At 69.5% G+C, this 14,536-nt stretch carries 14 protein-coding genes; 4 read left to right on the forward strand and 10 right to left on the reverse strand.

Annotated features, from left to right (window positions below; translation table 11 throughout):
• Positions 1-32 precede the first annotated feature (32 nt).
• The 6 genes from HPO96_RS36550 to HPO96_RS36575 all read right to left on the reverse strand — a co-directional run bounded on the left by HPO96_RS36550 (position 33) and on the right by HPO96_RS36575 (position 7,817).
• Positions 33-521, reverse strand: coding sequence for a DUF2505 domain-containing protein (locus HPO96_RS36550; protein ID WP_171679066.1), 489 nt, complete (start codon positions 519-521; stop codon positions 33-35).
• A 28-nt stretch (positions 522-549) separates the two neighbouring features.
• Positions 550-4,095 carry a DUF8189 domain-containing protein gene (locus tag HPO96_RS36555; RefSeq protein ID WP_171679067.1) on the reverse strand — a complete coding sequence of 1,182 codons (3,546 nt, stop codon included), beginning with the start codon at positions 4,093-4,095 and terminating at the stop codon, positions 550-552.
• Between the two features lie 73 nt (positions 4,096-4,168).
• The gene (locus HPO96_RS36560) at positions 4,169-5,323 is read right to left on the reverse strand and encodes an ROK family protein (protein ID WP_171679068.1); all 1,155 of its coding nucleotides are present in this window, start codon (positions 5,321-5,323) and stop codon (positions 4,169-4,171) included.
• Positions 5,324-5,354: 31 nt separating this feature from the next.
• Positions 5,355-5,765 (reverse strand): hypothetical protein, encoded by a 411-nt coding sequence (locus HPO96_RS36565; RefSeq protein ID WP_171679069.1) that lies wholly within the window; start codon positions 5,763-5,765, stop codon positions 5,355-5,357.
• Between the two features lie 9 nt (positions 5,766-5,774).
• The gene (locus HPO96_RS36570; RefSeq protein WP_171679070.1) at positions 5,775-7,229 is read right to left on the reverse strand and encodes a glycoside hydrolase family 76 protein; all 1,455 of its coding nucleotides are present in this window, start codon (positions 7,227-7,229) and stop codon (positions 5,775-5,777) included.
• Positions 7,230-7,355: 126 nt separating this feature from the next.
• Positions 7,356-7,817, reverse strand: a complete 462-nt coding sequence (locus tag HPO96_RS36575) for a hypothetical protein (protein ID WP_171679071.1) — start codon at positions 7,815-7,817, stop codon at positions 7,356-7,358.
• Positions 7,818-7,898: 81 nt separating this feature from the next.
• Here HPO96_RS36575 and HPO96_RS36580 point away from each other — a divergent pair, with 81 nt between their 5' ends.
• The 4 genes from HPO96_RS36580 (at position 7,899) to HPO96_RS36595 (ending at position 11,654) form a co-directional block, all read left to right on the forward strand.
• Positions 7,899-8,720 carry a tryptophan 2,3-dioxygenase gene (locus HPO96_RS36580; RefSeq protein ID WP_171679072.1) on the forward strand — a complete coding sequence of 274 codons (822 nt, stop codon included), beginning with the start codon at positions 7,899-7,901 and terminating at the stop codon, positions 8,718-8,720.
• A 10-nt stretch (positions 8,721-8,730) separates the two neighbouring features.
• Positions 8,731-9,339, forward strand: a complete 609-nt coding sequence (locus HPO96_RS36585; RefSeq protein ID WP_171679073.1) for a hypothetical protein — start codon at positions 8,731-8,733, stop codon at positions 9,337-9,339.
• Between the two features lie 324 nt (positions 9,340-9,663).
• On the forward strand, positions 9,664-10,350 hold the full coding sequence (locus HPO96_RS36590) for a response regulator transcription factor (RefSeq protein WP_171679074.1): 687 nt from the start codon (positions 9,664-9,666) through the stop codon (positions 10,348-10,350).
• A gap of 2 nt (positions 10,351-10,352) precedes the next feature.
• Positions 10,353-11,654 carry an ATP-binding protein gene (locus HPO96_RS36595; protein WP_171679075.1) on the forward strand — a complete coding sequence of 434 codons (1,302 nt, stop codon included), beginning with the start codon at positions 10,353-10,355 and terminating at the stop codon, positions 11,652-11,654.
• On the opposite strand, the gene HPO96_RS36600 is transcribed toward HPO96_RS36595, so the two are convergent.
• The 4 genes from HPO96_RS36600 to HPO96_RS36615 all read right to left on the reverse strand — a co-directional run.
• Entirely contained in the window at positions 11,651-12,850 is a 1,200-nt protein-coding gene (locus HPO96_RS36600) for a glycoside hydrolase family 16 protein (protein WP_171679076.1), read from the reverse strand. The two genes, HPO96_RS36595 and HPO96_RS36600, sit on opposite strands and share 4 nt — an antisense overlap.
• Positions 12,851-12,948: 98 nt before the next feature.
• On the reverse strand, positions 12,949-13,659 hold the full coding sequence (locus HPO96_RS36605) for an anti-sigma factor (protein WP_171679077.1): 711 nt from the start codon (positions 13,657-13,659) through the stop codon (positions 12,949-12,951).
• Complete coding sequence (sigK, locus tag HPO96_RS36610) at positions 13,656-14,261, reverse strand: ECF RNA polymerase sigma factor SigK (RefSeq protein WP_171679078.1); 606 nt, start codon at positions 14,259-14,261, stop codon at positions 13,656-13,658. Before sigK ends, HPO96_RS36605 begins: the two co-directional genes overlap by 4 nt.
• Before the next feature lie 102 nt (positions 14,262-14,363).
• The coding region (locus tag HPO96_RS36615; RefSeq protein WP_171673688.1) for a fasciclin domain-containing protein at positions 14,364-14,536 on the reverse strand (173 nt) is incomplete at its 5' end.

The raw sequence follows: 14,536 nt of genomic DNA on the forward strand, positions 1-14,536 counted from the left end.
CACCTGGGGGGCGGGGGTGTCGCTCATCGGGACTACTTGGTCCACTCCTGGCCGAGCTCGTGCTCCTTCTCCAGCCCCTTGCGGATGGCGTCGACCACGAACGGCTCGATCTTCTTGCCGATCAGCGGGACGGCGACCTTCACGTCGAGCTCGATGCCCTGGGCGGTCTGAGCGCCGCCCGGGGTGATACTCGCGGTGCCCTTCAGGCTGACCGGCGTGTTGCTGATCTCGCCGCTGACATCCGCCGTCCGGGAGCCGTCGGCGGCCGCGGCGTGCCAGGTCTCGGTCTGGACGACGGTCAGCGTGCCGCCGACGAACTTGCGGGCGATGTCCGGGACGTCGTCCGACGCCATCTCCCGGGTCACCTTGACGACGGTGTCGGCGCCGGACGTGCTCACCTGGACGTCGTACGACAACGCGTTGGTCTTCTCGCAGGCCTGTTCCCGGAACGTCTTGTCCGTGACGACCGCGAACACTTCCTCGGGCGTGGCGTCGTACGACGCAGAAAGCTTCAGCTCCATGGCGCCATCATGGCATCACTCGGTCCGCTCAGGCATCGGGAACCTCGCCTCCGCGCCACGGGCCGTTGCCCGGCACGTCCTGCCACCAGTGCCCGAGGCGGCCCGACGCGAGCCGGGCGAAGTAGTGCAACCGCCCGTCCGCGGACTGCGCCGCCGTCCCCTCGCCCGCTATCTGCGCCGCGACGCCGTCGACCCGGATCACCGTGCCGTCCCAGGGCCCGCTGGCCGGCGAGCGCTGCCAGCTGTGGAAGATCCGGTTGTCCGTCGTCCGGGCGAAGTACGCGAGTTTGCCGGCGGCATCGAGCGTGCTGACCGGATCGCCCGCGATCGTGACGGTCTCCGCGGTTCCGTCTACGGTCAGCGGCAGGGTGTCCCACCGCCACGGTCCGTTCCCCGGCGTCGACTGCCAGCCGTGCACGATCGCGCCGGCCACCGAGCGCCCGTGGAACGTGATCCGCCCGGAGATCTCCTGCGTCACTCCCGGCCGCCCCTCGAGGACGGCGGCAACCCCGTTACCCCCTTGGCGAATGAGATCGACGGCCCATTGATCGCTGCCCGGCGCGCTCTCCCAGCCGTGCATCAGCTCGCCGTTGTGACCCCGGACGAAGTACGTCAGCTTCCCGGACGGATCCTGCACACTCGCCGGATCCGCGCCCACCCGCATCCGGTTACCGCTCAGATCAAGCACGTACGCCGCCACCCAGGTCGTTGCCCCGGGCGCGGTCTGCCGGCCGCGGATCAGATTCCCCTCGGTCGTTCGGGCGAAGTAGGTCAACCGGCCGAGCGCATCCAGGACGGCGGTCGGCGTCCCGGTCAACCTCGCTCGCGGCCCGTTCCCGGGCAGCGGATCGACGGTCGTGTGCGTCCAGCTCCGATCGAGCCGGCTCCACCGCAGCTGACCGGTCGGTGTGAGCCCGACCAGGTTCATCCGGCCGGCGGTATCGACCGTGCCCGACACCTGCCCGCTCACACCGGCCGCCACGCTCGTTACGTCGAACCCAGCGCCGTTCTCCCGGCCATACCCGATCGTTCCGTTCGCCCGCACAGTCTGGAACGTGAGGCGCTGCTCGGCATCCTGCCGCGACCATGTGCCTGGCGCCGGCAGCCCGGTCTTGCTGCGCAGGAACCGGACGCTGTCCAGGTAGACGGTCAGCGCGGTGTCCCGCTTGTCCACCCGCAGCTTGATCGAGGTGATCCGCGACAGGTCGCTGACCAGGCGCGTCAGCGGTACGACGACCCGCTGCTGTTTGCGCGGCGCCAGGTAGAACGGGTTGCCGTCGTCGACCCGTACCGGGTCGTAGAAGTCGCAGTGCATCAGGACGAGCCGGTCGGAGTCGTTGTAGATGTCGAACGCGACCGCGTCCATCGTCGACCAGTCGTTACGGCCGATCGACTGCTCGGGCTGCCCGTCCTTCTGCGTGTACAGGTAGACCCCGGCCCAGGCCGGGTCGGCTGCGTTCGCGTTGAAGACCAGCTTCGCCGATCGGCCGCCGGTCGTCGGATGCTGGTCGCTCAACGTCGCCGAGGCCTCCCGCGTGGTCAGCCGGCTGACGTCGGCGGTGGTCTCGAAGGCGTTGATCATGATCTCGTGCGGGGTCGCGGCAGCACCGACCTTGACCGTTCGAGAGAAGTTGCTGCCAGCAACAGAGATCGCGACCGTCCGCTCACCCGCGGGCAGGTCGAGAACGATCCGATGGGTCGCCGCCGGGCCGGTCACCGCGATCGCCGTACTGGCTGCACCGCCGATCGTCACTGCGGCATCCTTGAGGGTGATCAGCTCGACCACCACGTGCCCGGCCGTGGGCCGGTCGATCCGGACCAGTGCCGGCGTCGGCCCGAACAACTGCGCGACTTCGGCGCCGACCTGTGCCCGCACGTGGTGGAAGAAGGCCGGTTCGTCCCGGTACGGCGCCAGTCGGTCGTACAGGACTTCGTGGTAGGAACCCAAGCCCCGTTCGGGTTTGGCGACACCCCAGCTCGCGGCGAGCGCGTCCGCCTTCCGGTCGTACAGGGCCAGGTACTCCAGGTCCTCGAACCCCTCGCGCATCCACTCCAGCCGCACGGTCCCGACCGGCCCGTCCACGCCGACGGCGTTCCCGGGGTACATCAGGAAGCCGTCCCCGGCTTCGGTACCCAGCCCGAACGGATCGGTCCACCGATCGCTGACCTTGTAGCCAGGGCCCATCCACTTGCCGAAGACCGTACTCGACCAGAACAAGTAGCCCTCGATACCGAGCCCATACTGAATCCACGGCAAGAGGCGATGTCCGACGCCGCTGTCGGCGATGAAGACACCAGGCAACGGGTAGTGGTGGGTGACGGCCGTGTACCACCAGACCAGATCGCCACGCTCCTTGAGCTGGGCAACGATCTCCGGCAGTTCCGGCTTCGGCACAGTGATCACGAAACACCAAGCGCGGACGAAGTCCAGCAGCTTCTGCACCGGCGGCCGCTCCAGCGTCAGCACATGCGTCAGGTCCGGCGCGACCCTGCTGACCGTGGCGAAGAGCTTGCGGACGTGCTCGTACGCCGCATCCGTCATCGGCTCGTCGGCGTAGTAGCCGTAGGCCCGGTCGAGTAATCCCTTGGCTCGTAGGCCGTCCACGACCTGGCGCAGCTTGACCTCGTCGACCTGGAAGCCCTGCTCGTAGTCGCCGCTGGTGTAGAGCGGGACCCGGAAGCGGACCACCCGCGAGTCGCGCAGGTACTGATCCGCCTTGGCGAGGAACTCGGCCGGCTCCGGGTCCTGCCCCGGCCCCGGAGCGAGCAGGTCGGGCCGCTCCGGGAACTGGAACTTCGGCTTGACCGGAACCGGGATGTCACTCGACAGCATCCGGTGCTTCAGCTGGAACTCGTAGTACTTGCGCATCAACGGCTCGTGCCGCGGATCGCCGTACGGGACGTCGTGCGCCCGCGCGACCTGCTGGTACCAGATCGACACCGCGGTCGCCGTACTCCACTTCTCCGGCAGTTCGAAGTTCCACACCTCGAGGTCGATCGGTACGACGACCGGCGTCGTGCCGCCGCTGATCGTCAGCGAGCCGGTGTAGTGGCCGGGGGCCGCATCGCGCGGGATGTTCACGGTGAACCAGATGCCCTGGTTGGCGTTCGCGCCGACGGCGATTCGCCGGGCCGGGGTGAGTGGGACGAGCGCGTCCGGGTAGACCCCAGGTCCGTACGGCGCGGAGTCCGGCGGCGTCCACGTGACGTTGATGTAGCGCTGCTCGAAGACCTCGATCCCGTTCAGTTTCGCGCCGCCCGGGCCGGTCAGCTCACTCGCGGTCACACCGATCTCGGTGGTGCCGCTGGTCGTCCGGACAACGATCTGGCCCGACTCGTACTCGTTCCGCGCCGCCTGCAACCGGATCGCGTCGGTGGACGGGCCGAAGGCGCGGTCGCGCTTGATCTTGTCGGCCGGTGACGGCAGCCAGACCGTCAGCGGGGCCGCCATCGTCCCGAGGCCGGCCGCGGACGCGGGCCGCGCGCCCAGCGGCGTACCGGCGACCACCGCGCCGGCGCCCATCCAGCCAAGTAGTTGCCGTCGGCCGACGGTGGAGCGGGTGTGCTCGGGCATGGGCGGTCTCCCTTATTTTGGACGGACTCCATAGATATAAGTCGCGTCCTCGGAGCTGGCAACCCCCTTCGACTCAGGTGGAAACGGTTGGCCGCCGGTGTGCGGGCAACGGGCCGCTGCCGTCGCCGAGCAGCGCGGCGTCCACCAGTTCGACCGCGGCGCAGAGCGCGCCCAGGGCGGCCGAATCCGCGCCGAGGCCGGAGGCTTCGAGGCGCGGCATCCGGAGTACGAGCAGTTCGAGCTCCGAGGCCAGCAAGGGGAGCAGCAGCTCGCCGTACGCCGCCAGTGAGCCGCCCAGGACGAGCACCTCCGGATCCAGGATCGAGACCACCGCGCCCGCGGTGTTCGCGAGCATCCGGATGTACCGGCGGACGGCGGCCAACGCCTCGGGCGAGCCCTCGATCGCGGCGTTCAGCGTGTCGGCGACCGGGTCCGCCGTCGGCCCGCCGGACGGGGCGACACCGCTCATCGCGAGGTACTCGATCGCGGCCTCCCACTTCAGCGCCGGGAAGCGGCTGAGATCGCCCGCGGTGCCGCCGAATCCGGTGTGCGGCCGGCTGTTCAGGACCAGCCCGAGCCCGGTCCGCCGTCCGGCCTGGAGCAGCACCAAGCTCTCCGGCCGCCCGGGCCCGAGGCGCTGCTCGGCCAGCGCGGCGAGCCGGCTGTCGTTACCGATCCCGACCACACTGCCCGGGAACCGCTCGCGCAACTGGTCGCGCAGCTCGATGCCCGTCCAGTCCGGGATGGCGGCCGACAGTACGACCTTCCGGTCGTCGACCCGCCCGGTGCTCCCGGCAACGATCCCCCAGGGCGCACCTTGGCCGACCGCGCGCAGACACTCGGCGATCGCGACGGCGATCAGCTCGATCCGCCGCCCGGCAGGCAGTTCCGGGGTCGTTGCCCGCCGCTCCCAGCCCAGCACCCGCCCGTTCAGATCTCCGGCCACCACGCGCAGGTTGAACGCTCCTACGTCGACACCCACCAGCACTCCGGCCGCGGCCGGATACATGTACCGCACGGCCGGTCGCCCACGGCCGCGCACCACCGGCGCCACCTCGCTGATCCACCCGCTGGCGACCAGATCGCGCGTCACCTCGCCGACCGACGCCCGCGCCAACCCGGTCCGCCGAACGACCTCGGTCAGCGTTTCGGCCCCGCCGCGAATCGCGCCCAGGACGGCGAGTTCGTTGATCCGCCGCAGTCCGCCCAGGTCCGTCCCCGCTGTCATGCCGCCGAATTATGCCGGATACCGGCTCAAATCAGTCCGAGTTCATCCAGAACCAATTGCTCTTGGTGGCGGTGACGCCGGCGGCCAGGAAACCTTCGAGAACTTTGGCCTGGTTCCCTTTGAGCGGGAGGTTGTTGCCGAGGACGCCTTGCATGACGAGTGTTGCCAGCCCGTCGGCCAGCCGCTCCCGGGCCGGGCCGTCGCCGGGGGAGTAGGCATCGGCGAGGACGTCGAGAGCGTCGTACGGCGCGTTGACGCTGTAGCCGTACTCACGGCCGGGGTCGGTGCCCAGCGGGGCGTAGTCGTAGAACTCGGTGAAGACGACGCCCTCGGCGCCACGGCTGGGGTCCACCAGCAGAGTGAGCCGGAAGAGACAGTCCGAGGGGCGGTCGGCACGCAGCAGCGTCGCGCGCCACTGCGTGCCGTAGCTTTCGATGTCCACTTGCCAACGTTAGACAGGGGAGTTCAGTAGGTCGAGAGCTGACTGCTGGCGAGCTGAGTCGAGTTTGTCGATCGGACCTGCCCAGCGCAGGCCGTACTGATCCATGGGCGTGCGGTCGGCGGCGTACGCGCGGTCTGCCTGCTTGCGGAGGTAGGCCGTGTAGGGGCGGTCGGAGAGGGCTTGGTTGAGCGTGGTGAGCGCGCGGGCGTAGATGCCCTTGAAGGACGGGCCGTCACCGCCGCAGTCGCCGTTCTCGCAGGGCTCCCGCAGGATGCCGTCAGACGTGTGCAGCCCGCTCGCAGTGGTCGACGCGTTCGCCAGTTGGCGCGCAGTGGTCAGGTACGCCGAGTTGTTGGTCGCCTTGTGCAGTTCGGTCAGTGCGGCGATCGGGACGCCCTGGTTGTAGGTCCACGTGGTGTCGCCGTTGTTGCGGCAGGTCGACAGGTCGATGCCGTCGTTGACCAGGTTCGCGCTGTTGATCATTCCGGTCTGCTGGAACCATGTCCAACCGCTCTGCGCCCGCTGCAAGTAGGTGGTATCACCTGGCATCCGGTTGTGCAGTGCGGCGTTCAGCTGAATGTAGAGCGCGTTGGTGATCGCGTTCTTGTACGTCTTCGCCTGGCTCCACCAGACGCCGCCACCGCAGACGTTGTCCCAGTGCGCGGCCATGTGGTCGGCGTCGATCCGTGCTGTCTGCAGGTAGCGCGTTTCGCCGGTCAGGTCGTACGCCGCGATCCAGGTCAGGCCCCACCAGCCGGTGTCGTCGATGTAGTCGTTGCGGAACTGGCCCTGGTGCGCGTTCAGGTTGAGGTCGTAGGTGCGGCCGATGGCGTACTTGTAGCTCTGCATGCCGCTGACCCGGATGTTGTCGATCAGGGCGTTCAGCGCGTTCGCCGAGTTCCACCAGCCCGTCGTCCGGAAGAGGCCGGTGGTGAGGTTGTAGTCCTGCATGAGAGCGGTGGCGGCCGCCGTACGCCGGTCCCACGCGTTCCACGTCGTCCGGGCCCAGGGGGAGCAGGTGATCTCGGGGCGGCCGTTGGCCTTACCGCAGACGCGCAGCGCGCCGACGCCTAGGTTCTGCCAGTCGTCGACGTTGTACATCTGGGTACGCCAGCCGCGCTGGCCGGCCGGCGTCGTGGTGGCGCCGAGTTTGCTGCCGCCGCTCCAGCTGCGGCCGCCGTCCATCGAGCGGTCCAGCCAGACCTCGTCACCGGGGTCGCCGTTCTCGACCGTGCCCCAGCCCATCGCGTCGGTGTCGTTGAAATGCAGTTTGAAGGTGCGGCCGAAGAGCGTGGCCGAGACCGGCACCCGGTCGCCGGGGGACAGGGCCGGGTCGCGGGCGTCGCAGTACTTGTTGCAGATCACGGCTTGTGCCGACACGGTGCCCTCCGGTGTCGCCGGCGGCGCGGGTGCGCCGAGCGGGGTGATGAGCAGACTGAGGCTGGAAACGATTCCAACGAACATCACGAGCCTCCCTGGGGCGGTAGGGGGTGAGCGGTGCACCGAAAGTAGGTGCCTGCCCGGGTGACGTCAAGACATCAAGCCAGGACCGAACTGCTGCCGCGGCCGGTCAGGAGCAGAGGCGGTCGGTCAGGAGAACAGCAGCGCGGCGAAGAGGCCGATCGCGAGGACGGCGGTGGCGGCGACGGCGATCCGGCGGCCGCGGGCGATCCGCTGGGCGATCGCCGTCCGGTCCAGCTCGACGGAGCAGGGGTCGAAACCGAGGGCGTCGGCCGGGGCGAAGACACCGCCGGCGCGGTCGAGCAGCGAGCGGCAGGCGGCCTGGCGGGTGGCCTCCTGGACGACGCGGCTGCGGAGGAACTCCCGGGGCTCCCGATCCGGCACCGGCAACCCCGGGGGTACTGCGCGCTGCACCACGCGGTGCGCGGCCGCGATCCGCCGCGCCCGGCTGAACGCCGGGGGCAGGATCAGATAGGCCAGATGGGCCAGCGACCGGTACTCGTCCAGCAGCAGCGCCTCGATCATCGGTTCTTCGCGCGTCGGCCCCTGGATCGGCCCCGGGACCAGCGGCGTCTCGACCGTGGCGGTCATGCAACTCCTCAACTCGGCGTACCCCTGGTCCAACGAGCCAATCGCTGACCGGTCACGAAGTGCCTGAGTTAGTCTCCACACATGACCAGTGGTGAAGAGGTAGTAGGCCGGTGGGGCGGCGTCGACGTGAACTTCGGCGAGGAGGGCGGCCGGCTGACCTACGGCAGCTACCTGCGGTTGACCGAGCTGCTCGACCAGCAGCGCCTGGAGTCCGACCCGCCGGCGCATGACGAGCTGCTGTTCATCACCATCCACCAGGTCTACGAGCTGTGGTTCAAACAGGTGTTGCACGAGCTGACGGCGTCCCGGAACGCGATGCTGAACGACGAGCTGTGGCTGGCCCAGCACCTGCTCCGCCGGGTGCACACGATCGAGCGCACGCTGACCCAGCAGGTCGACATCCTGGAGACGATGACGCCGCAGGACTTCGGCGAGTTCCGGCACCGGCTGTCACCGGCCAGCGGCTTCCAGTCGGTCCAGTTCCGCGAGATCGAGTTCCTGTCCGCCGCGAAGGACCCGTCGTTCGTACGCCGTTTCCGCGGCCTGACCGAGGCCGAGACCGCACGGCTCGACCAGCGGCTCACCGAGCCCACCCTGTGGGACTCGTTCCTCGTCGTCCTGCAGAAGGCCGGGTTCGAGACCGACTCCGACGACTCGATCAGTGACGCGCTGCGGAAGGTCGCCGGTGACCGCGCCCACTACGGCGCCGTCTGGGAGCTGGCCGAGGCGCTGCTGCAGCACGACGAGCTGGCCGCCGCCTGGCGCGCCCGGCACGTCGTCATGGTCGAGCGGATGATCGGCACCAAGCCCGGCACCGGCGGCTCCTCCGGCGCCAACTACCTGCGCAGCCGCCTCGATCTTCGTTACTACCCGTTGCTGTGGGATCTGCGCTCCAGCCTCTAATGTCCGTCCGGTGAAGCTCTACTCGCAGGTCGGCAGGCAGCGGTTCTGGCAGCTCTTCGGCGACCTTCTCCTGGTCGCCTGGATCTACGTCTGTGTGAAGGTCGGCCTGCTGGTCTTCAAGATCACCAACGCCCTGGGAGCCCCAGGGCGCAAGACCGCCGAAGCGGGCGACGGCCTGGCCGAGGACCTCCGTCGCCTCTCCGACCCGATCGGCAAGGTCCCCGCGGTCGGCGACGAGCTCCGCAGCCCCATCGACGGCGCCGCCGCGGCCGCCGCCCGGATGGCCCAAGCCGGCCGCGACCAGGCCCACGCCGTCGAACAACTCGCCTACGTCCTGGCCGCCGTCACCATCACCCTCCCCATCCTCTTCGCCCTCCTCATCTGGCTCCCGCGCCGCATCCGCTTCATCCGCCGAGCCACCGCCGCCCAGCGCTTCATCGACTCCGCCGCCGACCTCGACCTCTTCGCCCTCCGCGCCATGGCCAACCAGCCCATGCACAAACTCGCCCGCATCTCCCCCGACCCAGCCGCCGCCTGGCGCGCCGGCGACCCCACCACCATCCGAGCCCTGGCCACCCTCGAACTCCACTCCACCGGCCTAAAACCCCCACCCACCTAACCTCCCGACCCAGCCGCCGGGCCAGCCCACCAGACGTTCGCCGGGCCAGCCCACCAGACGTTCGCCGGGCCAGCCCACCAGACGTTCGCCGGGCCAGCCCACCAGACGTTCGCCGGGCCAGCCCACCAGTTTGCTGGGCCAGCCCACGAGCGGGCGGGTGGGCCCATCGCAGGCGGTTGGCCCACCCACGCTGCCGTGGGCCGGCCCACCAAACGGAGGGCGGCCGGGGGAGTGGTGGTTCGAAGGGGGTGGGTGGGGGGAGGGGTGGGTGGGGGGTGGCCGAGTTGGTGAGTGGCTGAGGGGCAGGTGGTTACGCTCGGGGGTATGGCTCGGGTGTTGTTGGTTGAGGACGACGCTGCTATTCGGGTGTCGTTGGGGAAGGCGCTGACGGCGGCTGGGCATGTGGTGGCGGCGGTGGGGAGTGGGGCGGCGGGGGTTGCGGGGGTGGCGCGGGATCGGCCCGAGGTGGTGCTGCTGGATCTGGGGTTGCCGGATCTGGACGGGCGGGACGTGTTGGCGATGGTGCGGTCGGTGAGTGATGTGCCGGTGATCGTGGCCACGGCTCGGGACGACGACGCGAGTGTGGTGAAGCTGTTGGACGCGGGGGCCGACGACTACGTGATCAAGCCGTTCAGCTCGGCCCAGATCGACGCGCGGATCCGGGCGGTCCTGCGCCGGCTGGGGGCCGACCAGCAGGGCGATCCGACGGTCGACGTCGGTCCGCTGAAGATCGACCCGCGCAGTCGGGAGGTGACGCTGGACGGCGCGCCCGTCGACCTGACGCGTAAGGAGTTCGACCTGCTGCTCGCGTTGTCCCGGCGTCCCGGGGCCGTGGTCAGCAAGCGGGAGTTGCTGGCCGAGGTGTGGGGCCTCCCGTGGGGCGGCGGGGATCGGACGGTCGACGTCCACCTGTCCTGGCTGCGGCGCAAGCTCGGTGAGACCGCCGCCGCGCCGCGCTTCCTGCACAGCGTTCGCGGAGTCGGCGTGAAACTCGCCGCTCCCGAGGTCTGACCGTGCGCCGCCGCATCCTGTTGCTCTCGGTCGGGATGACGACGATCGTGCTGGTCGCGTTCGCCGTCCCGCTGATCCTGTTACTGCGCAGCACGGCCGCCGAGGAGTCCAAGGAGAAGGCCCGCTACCGCGCGGAGAGCGTCGCCTACTACCTCGGCGACAAGGACAAGGACAAAACCGCCGACGACATCGACGCCTTCATCCGCGGTATCGCCGCGGACGGCCCCGGCCGGATCTCCGTCCGCCTCCCCGACGGGACGACGCTCGGCGACGGCCCGCCCGGCGGCGTCGCGGCCCCGAAACCCTCGCCGACCGCGTACGACGACGATCATAAGGGCCCGCCCAAGATCGGCGAAGCCAACTACCGCCACGTCAACGGCGGCCTCGCCGTCGAGATCGACGTCAACACCCGCAACGGCCCGGCCTCGGTCTGTCTCTACCTGACCGACGACGAGCTGTACGCCGGGCTGACGCCACGCGTCCTCATCCTGGTCGCGGCCGGCCTGCTGGTCCTGCTTCTCAGCATCCTCGGCGCCGAGTTGGTCTCCCGCCGCCTCGCCCGTCCGCTCGAGGAGACCGCTAGTACGGCGGAGCGCCTGGCCGCCGGTGACATGGAGGCCCGGGCGCCAACCACCGGCCCGACCGAGGTGGCCAAGGTAGGCGCCGCTCTGAATCTGCTGGCCGACCGCATCGACGAGGTGATCGCAGTAGAGCGTGAGTCGGTCGCAGACCTGTCCCACCGGCTGCGGACGCCGCTCACCGCGCTCCGGCTTCAGGTCGAAGCATTACCCGACCGAGAGCGCGCAGAGGAGCTCAACACCCAGGTGACCAGCCTGGAGCGCACGCTGACCGCAGTCATCAGTGCGGCCCGTCGTCCGCAGCGAGAAGGCCGAGTGCCGCAGTGCGACGCCGTACAGGTCACCCGGGAGCGGGCCGCGTTCTGGGAGCCGCTGTTCGAAGACCAGGGCCGAGAGCTGACTCTCGACCTCCTGACCCCGCCCGCGCTGGTCCGCTCCGCCGCCGAAGACCTGGCCGCAGCACTCGACGCCCTCGTCGAGAACGTCGTCGCCCACACCCCCGACGGCACACCGGCCCGCATCACGATGGTCCGGATCGAGACCGCGATCCGCATCACCATTGCGGACGAGGGCCCCGGCATCCCGCTCGGCGCCGGGGAGCGCGGCCGCAGCGACCGCGGCAGCAGCGGCCTGGGCCTCGACATCGCTCGTCGCTATGCCGAGGCCACCGGCGGCCACCTCACCATTCACCGCAACGAAGTGGTCCTGACCCTCGCCACGCCCTAATACGGGTAGACGCGAGCCCAGTCGACGTCGAAGTACGCCTTCTGCATCGAGCAGCCGCAGAAGTTGTCCAGCTGGATCGTCTGGTGCATCGGGCCGGGCGCCTGCGCGTCCGGGTCGGTGTCGTGGAACCACGGCACGCCGTCGATGTAGCCGGTCAGCCCGTCCGGAGCCCACTCGAAGCCGTAGTTGTGCCACTGCCCCAGATCCAGCGGCCCGGAGTGGTACTCGTCCTGTACGACGCCGGACTCGGTCGGGTGGTGCATGAACGCCGTCGCCCGGGTGTCACCCACGTTGACCTCGAAGTAGTCGTACTCGCCGCCCTGCGGCCACCGGTCGTCATCCGGCCAGGTGATCAGCACCGGGTGGTACGCCGCACCGCCGCCACCGGCCGACAGCACCCGCGCCCGCACCTCCCAGCGCCCGTACTTCTGCCCCAGCTTCGAAGCCAGCCCGGCCGTGTCGCCATTCGCGTAGCCGGTCTGCCTCAGGTAACCGTCCTGGACGGTATTCGCATACCCACAACGCTTCCCGTTGCCGGCGTGGCCAGGCCCGCAGCCGTCTTTCCCGCCGTAAATCCCCCACTTGCTCTCGTCAGGTGCGCCTGTGTAGTTGAACTCGTCGCTGGCCGGCAGCGCCGGGCCCCAGTTGTAGTTCCCGGCCGCAGTCCCACCGGACGGCGGCGGGTCGTCGCCGACCTGCCGGTAGTCGGCCGCCGTCGACTGCCAGGTACCCGAGCCGCCTGCGATGTACGTCAGCGGATGCGAGTTCACCGCACCAGCCGGCGCAGTGAACTGTGCGGACACCTTGGTCCACGCGGACGCCGACGTCGTGACGGACGGTCCTTCGGTGCTGCCGAGGTATCCGCCGTTGGCGCCGTACCAGTCCATCTGCATCCGCGCCGACCCACGGGTCTTCGCGTCGACCGTGATCGTGTATTTCTTACCGGCCACTACGGCCTGCTGCGGCAGGTAGATCCCAGCCGTACTACCGGTCAGAGCAACCTGATACGCGTACGCCGCGATCGGATGCCCCGAGATTGCGACCCGGCTGCCGGTACCGCCGGACATGGTTCCCCAGCCGTTCGCATTACTGGCGAGGATCGGGTTCGGGGCGGTGTTGTCGGCGGCCTGTGCGGTCACGCCGGTGCTCAGAAGGGCCAGTGCCACAACGGCGGCGGCCCAGCGGGGAGGTCTCATTCCTGACTCCGTCTCTGCGTGATGACCGTGCCGTGGGCGACGGCACGGTGACGACGATCTTCACGCTGCGGTGGGTCAGGCGTTGGTTGTTGACAGGATCAGGTCATCTCGACGGCTGCGACCGGAGCGGACGTCGGGCCGGGCGAACCGCCGTTCGGCTCGGCCGTGATCCCGAACGTCGTGTTGCCGACCACGTTGCCCTGGACGACCTTCGTCAGGTCACCAGAGGTGAGACCGATCGACACGGCTCGCTGGGAGGCGTCCATCAGCCAGAGCTGCCACACCTTGCCGTTCGGCGGCCGGTGCAGATCGCGCAGTACGACGACGACCGCGTCGGCCCGGGCCGACATGACCACGGTGGCCTGACCGCCGCCGTCAACCTTGCCATGCGAGGTCTTGGCGTCCGGCTGCGACAGCACGGCGGCCATCTGCTCGTTGGTCTGCAGCACGGCCTGCTTGTCGCGGTACTGGTCGACGGCAACCCCGCCGGCACCAGCGATCACCAGCGCCGCGGCGGCCAGCGCGAACACCGAGCGCCGGCTGTAGCGCTGCCGCAGTGCCCCTCCGCCGACCTGCGGCGGCAACTGCCGGACGCTCTCGATCGCGTTCAGTACGTCGGCCTTGAGTCGCGGCGGCGGTGGCGCAGCGACCTGAGTGGCCAGTTTGACTGCTGCCTCACGCAGTTCGGCGACTTCGGTGGTGCAGAACTGGCAGGCAGCCAGGTGGGCCTCGAAGCGCGCCCGTTCGTCGTCCGGAAGCGCATCCAGGGCGTATGGACCAGCGAGTGTGTGGACATCGGGCTCCGTCATCGGGTACCCCCCTTCGTGGTTCCGAGGCAGTCGCGCAGGCGAATCAGGCCGTCGCGCATTCTCGCTTTGATCGTAGGTAGTTTGGCGTCGAGTTGCTGGGCGACTTCCACATAGGTGTAGCCGTTGTAGTAGGCGAGGTTGATCGACTCGCGTTGCAGATCGGTCAGCGTGTCCAGACAGCGGCGGACCTGTTCGGCCTCCAGCCGGGTGCTGACGGTGTCGGACACCTCGTCGTACTCGACCTCGACGGTGCGCGCGGCGACCAGCGCCGTCCGGTCGGTGGAGGCCTGCTCGGAGCGGACCCGGTCGACGGCCCGGCGGTGCGCGATGGTCAGGATCCACGCCTGTGCGGAGCCGCGGCCGGCGTCGAAGCGGGTGGCGGTCCGCCAGATGTCGATCATCACTTCCTGGGTCACCTCCTCCGACTGGGCCGGGTTTCGCAGGACCCGCCGGATCAGGCCGTACACCCACGGGCTGATCCGGTCGTAGAGCGTGCTGAAGGCCGCAGTGTCCCCACTCGCGACCCGCAACAGCAGGTCACTGTCGGAAACGCTCGGACCGGACCTGCTGCCCGGCCAGGGGAGTGGGGTGCTGTCTGTCACGCTGCTGTCCTCTGCTCGACCCTCATACTGATGCCGGATCGGTGCCACGGGCAATCGTTCGCTGTGGCGCCGACCCGGCGTACGGCGTGTTTCCGGTGGCGATCAGGCCTTCGGGGGCATCAGCACGGTGTCGATCAGGTAGACCGTGGCGTTGGCGGTCTTGACGCCGCCGCAGACGACGTTGGCGTCGTTGACCTTGAGGGCGTCGCCGGAGCCGCTGACGGTGACGTCCTGCTTCTCGACGGTGGTCTGCTTGCCGACGACCGCGGTCGGGT

The sequence above is a fragment of the Kribbella sandramycini genome (genome assembly GCF_013131805.1).
Taxonomy (GTDB): Bacteria; Actinomycetota; Actinomycetes; order Propionibacteriales; family Kribbellaceae; genus Kribbella; species Kribbella sandramycini.

Bases quoted from the DNA above. Each gene is read 5' to 3' on its own strand.
- HPO96_RS36600 (WP_171679076.1), bottom strand. From the start codon at position 12,850: ATGAGACCTCCCCGCTGGGCCGCCGCCGTTGTGGCACTGGCCCTTCTG.
- HPO96_RS36590 (WP_171679074.1), top strand. From the start codon at position 9,664: ATGGCTCGGGTGTTGTTGGTTGAGGACGACGCTGCTATTCGGGTGTCG.
- HPO96_RS36580 (WP_171679072.1), top strand. From the start codon at position 7,899: ATGACCAGTGGTGAAGAGGTAGTAGGCCGGTGGGGCGGCGTCGACGTG.
- HPO96_RS36550 (WP_171679066.1), bottom strand. From the start codon at position 521: ATGGAGCTGAAGCTTTCTGCGTCGTACGACGCCACGCCCGAGGAAGTG.
- HPO96_RS36605 (WP_171679077.1), bottom strand. From the start codon at position 13,659: ATGACGGAGCCCGATGTCCACACACTCGCTGGTCCATACGCCCTGGAT.
- HPO96_RS36570 (WP_171679070.1), bottom strand. From the start codon at position 7,229: ATGTTCGTTGGAATCGTTTCCAGCCTCAGTCTGCTCATCACCCCGCTC.
- HPO96_RS36560 (WP_171679068.1), bottom strand. From the start codon at position 5,323: ATGACAGCGGGGACGGACCTGGGCGGACTGCGGCGGATCAACGAACTC.
- HPO96_RS36575 (WP_171679071.1), bottom strand. From the start codon at position 7,817: ATGACCGCCACGGTCGAGACGCCGCTGGTCCCGGGGCCGATCCAGGGG.
- HPO96_RS36555 (WP_171679067.1), bottom strand. From the start codon at position 4,095: ATGCCCGAGCACACCCGCTCCACCGTCGGCCGACGGCAACTACTTGGC.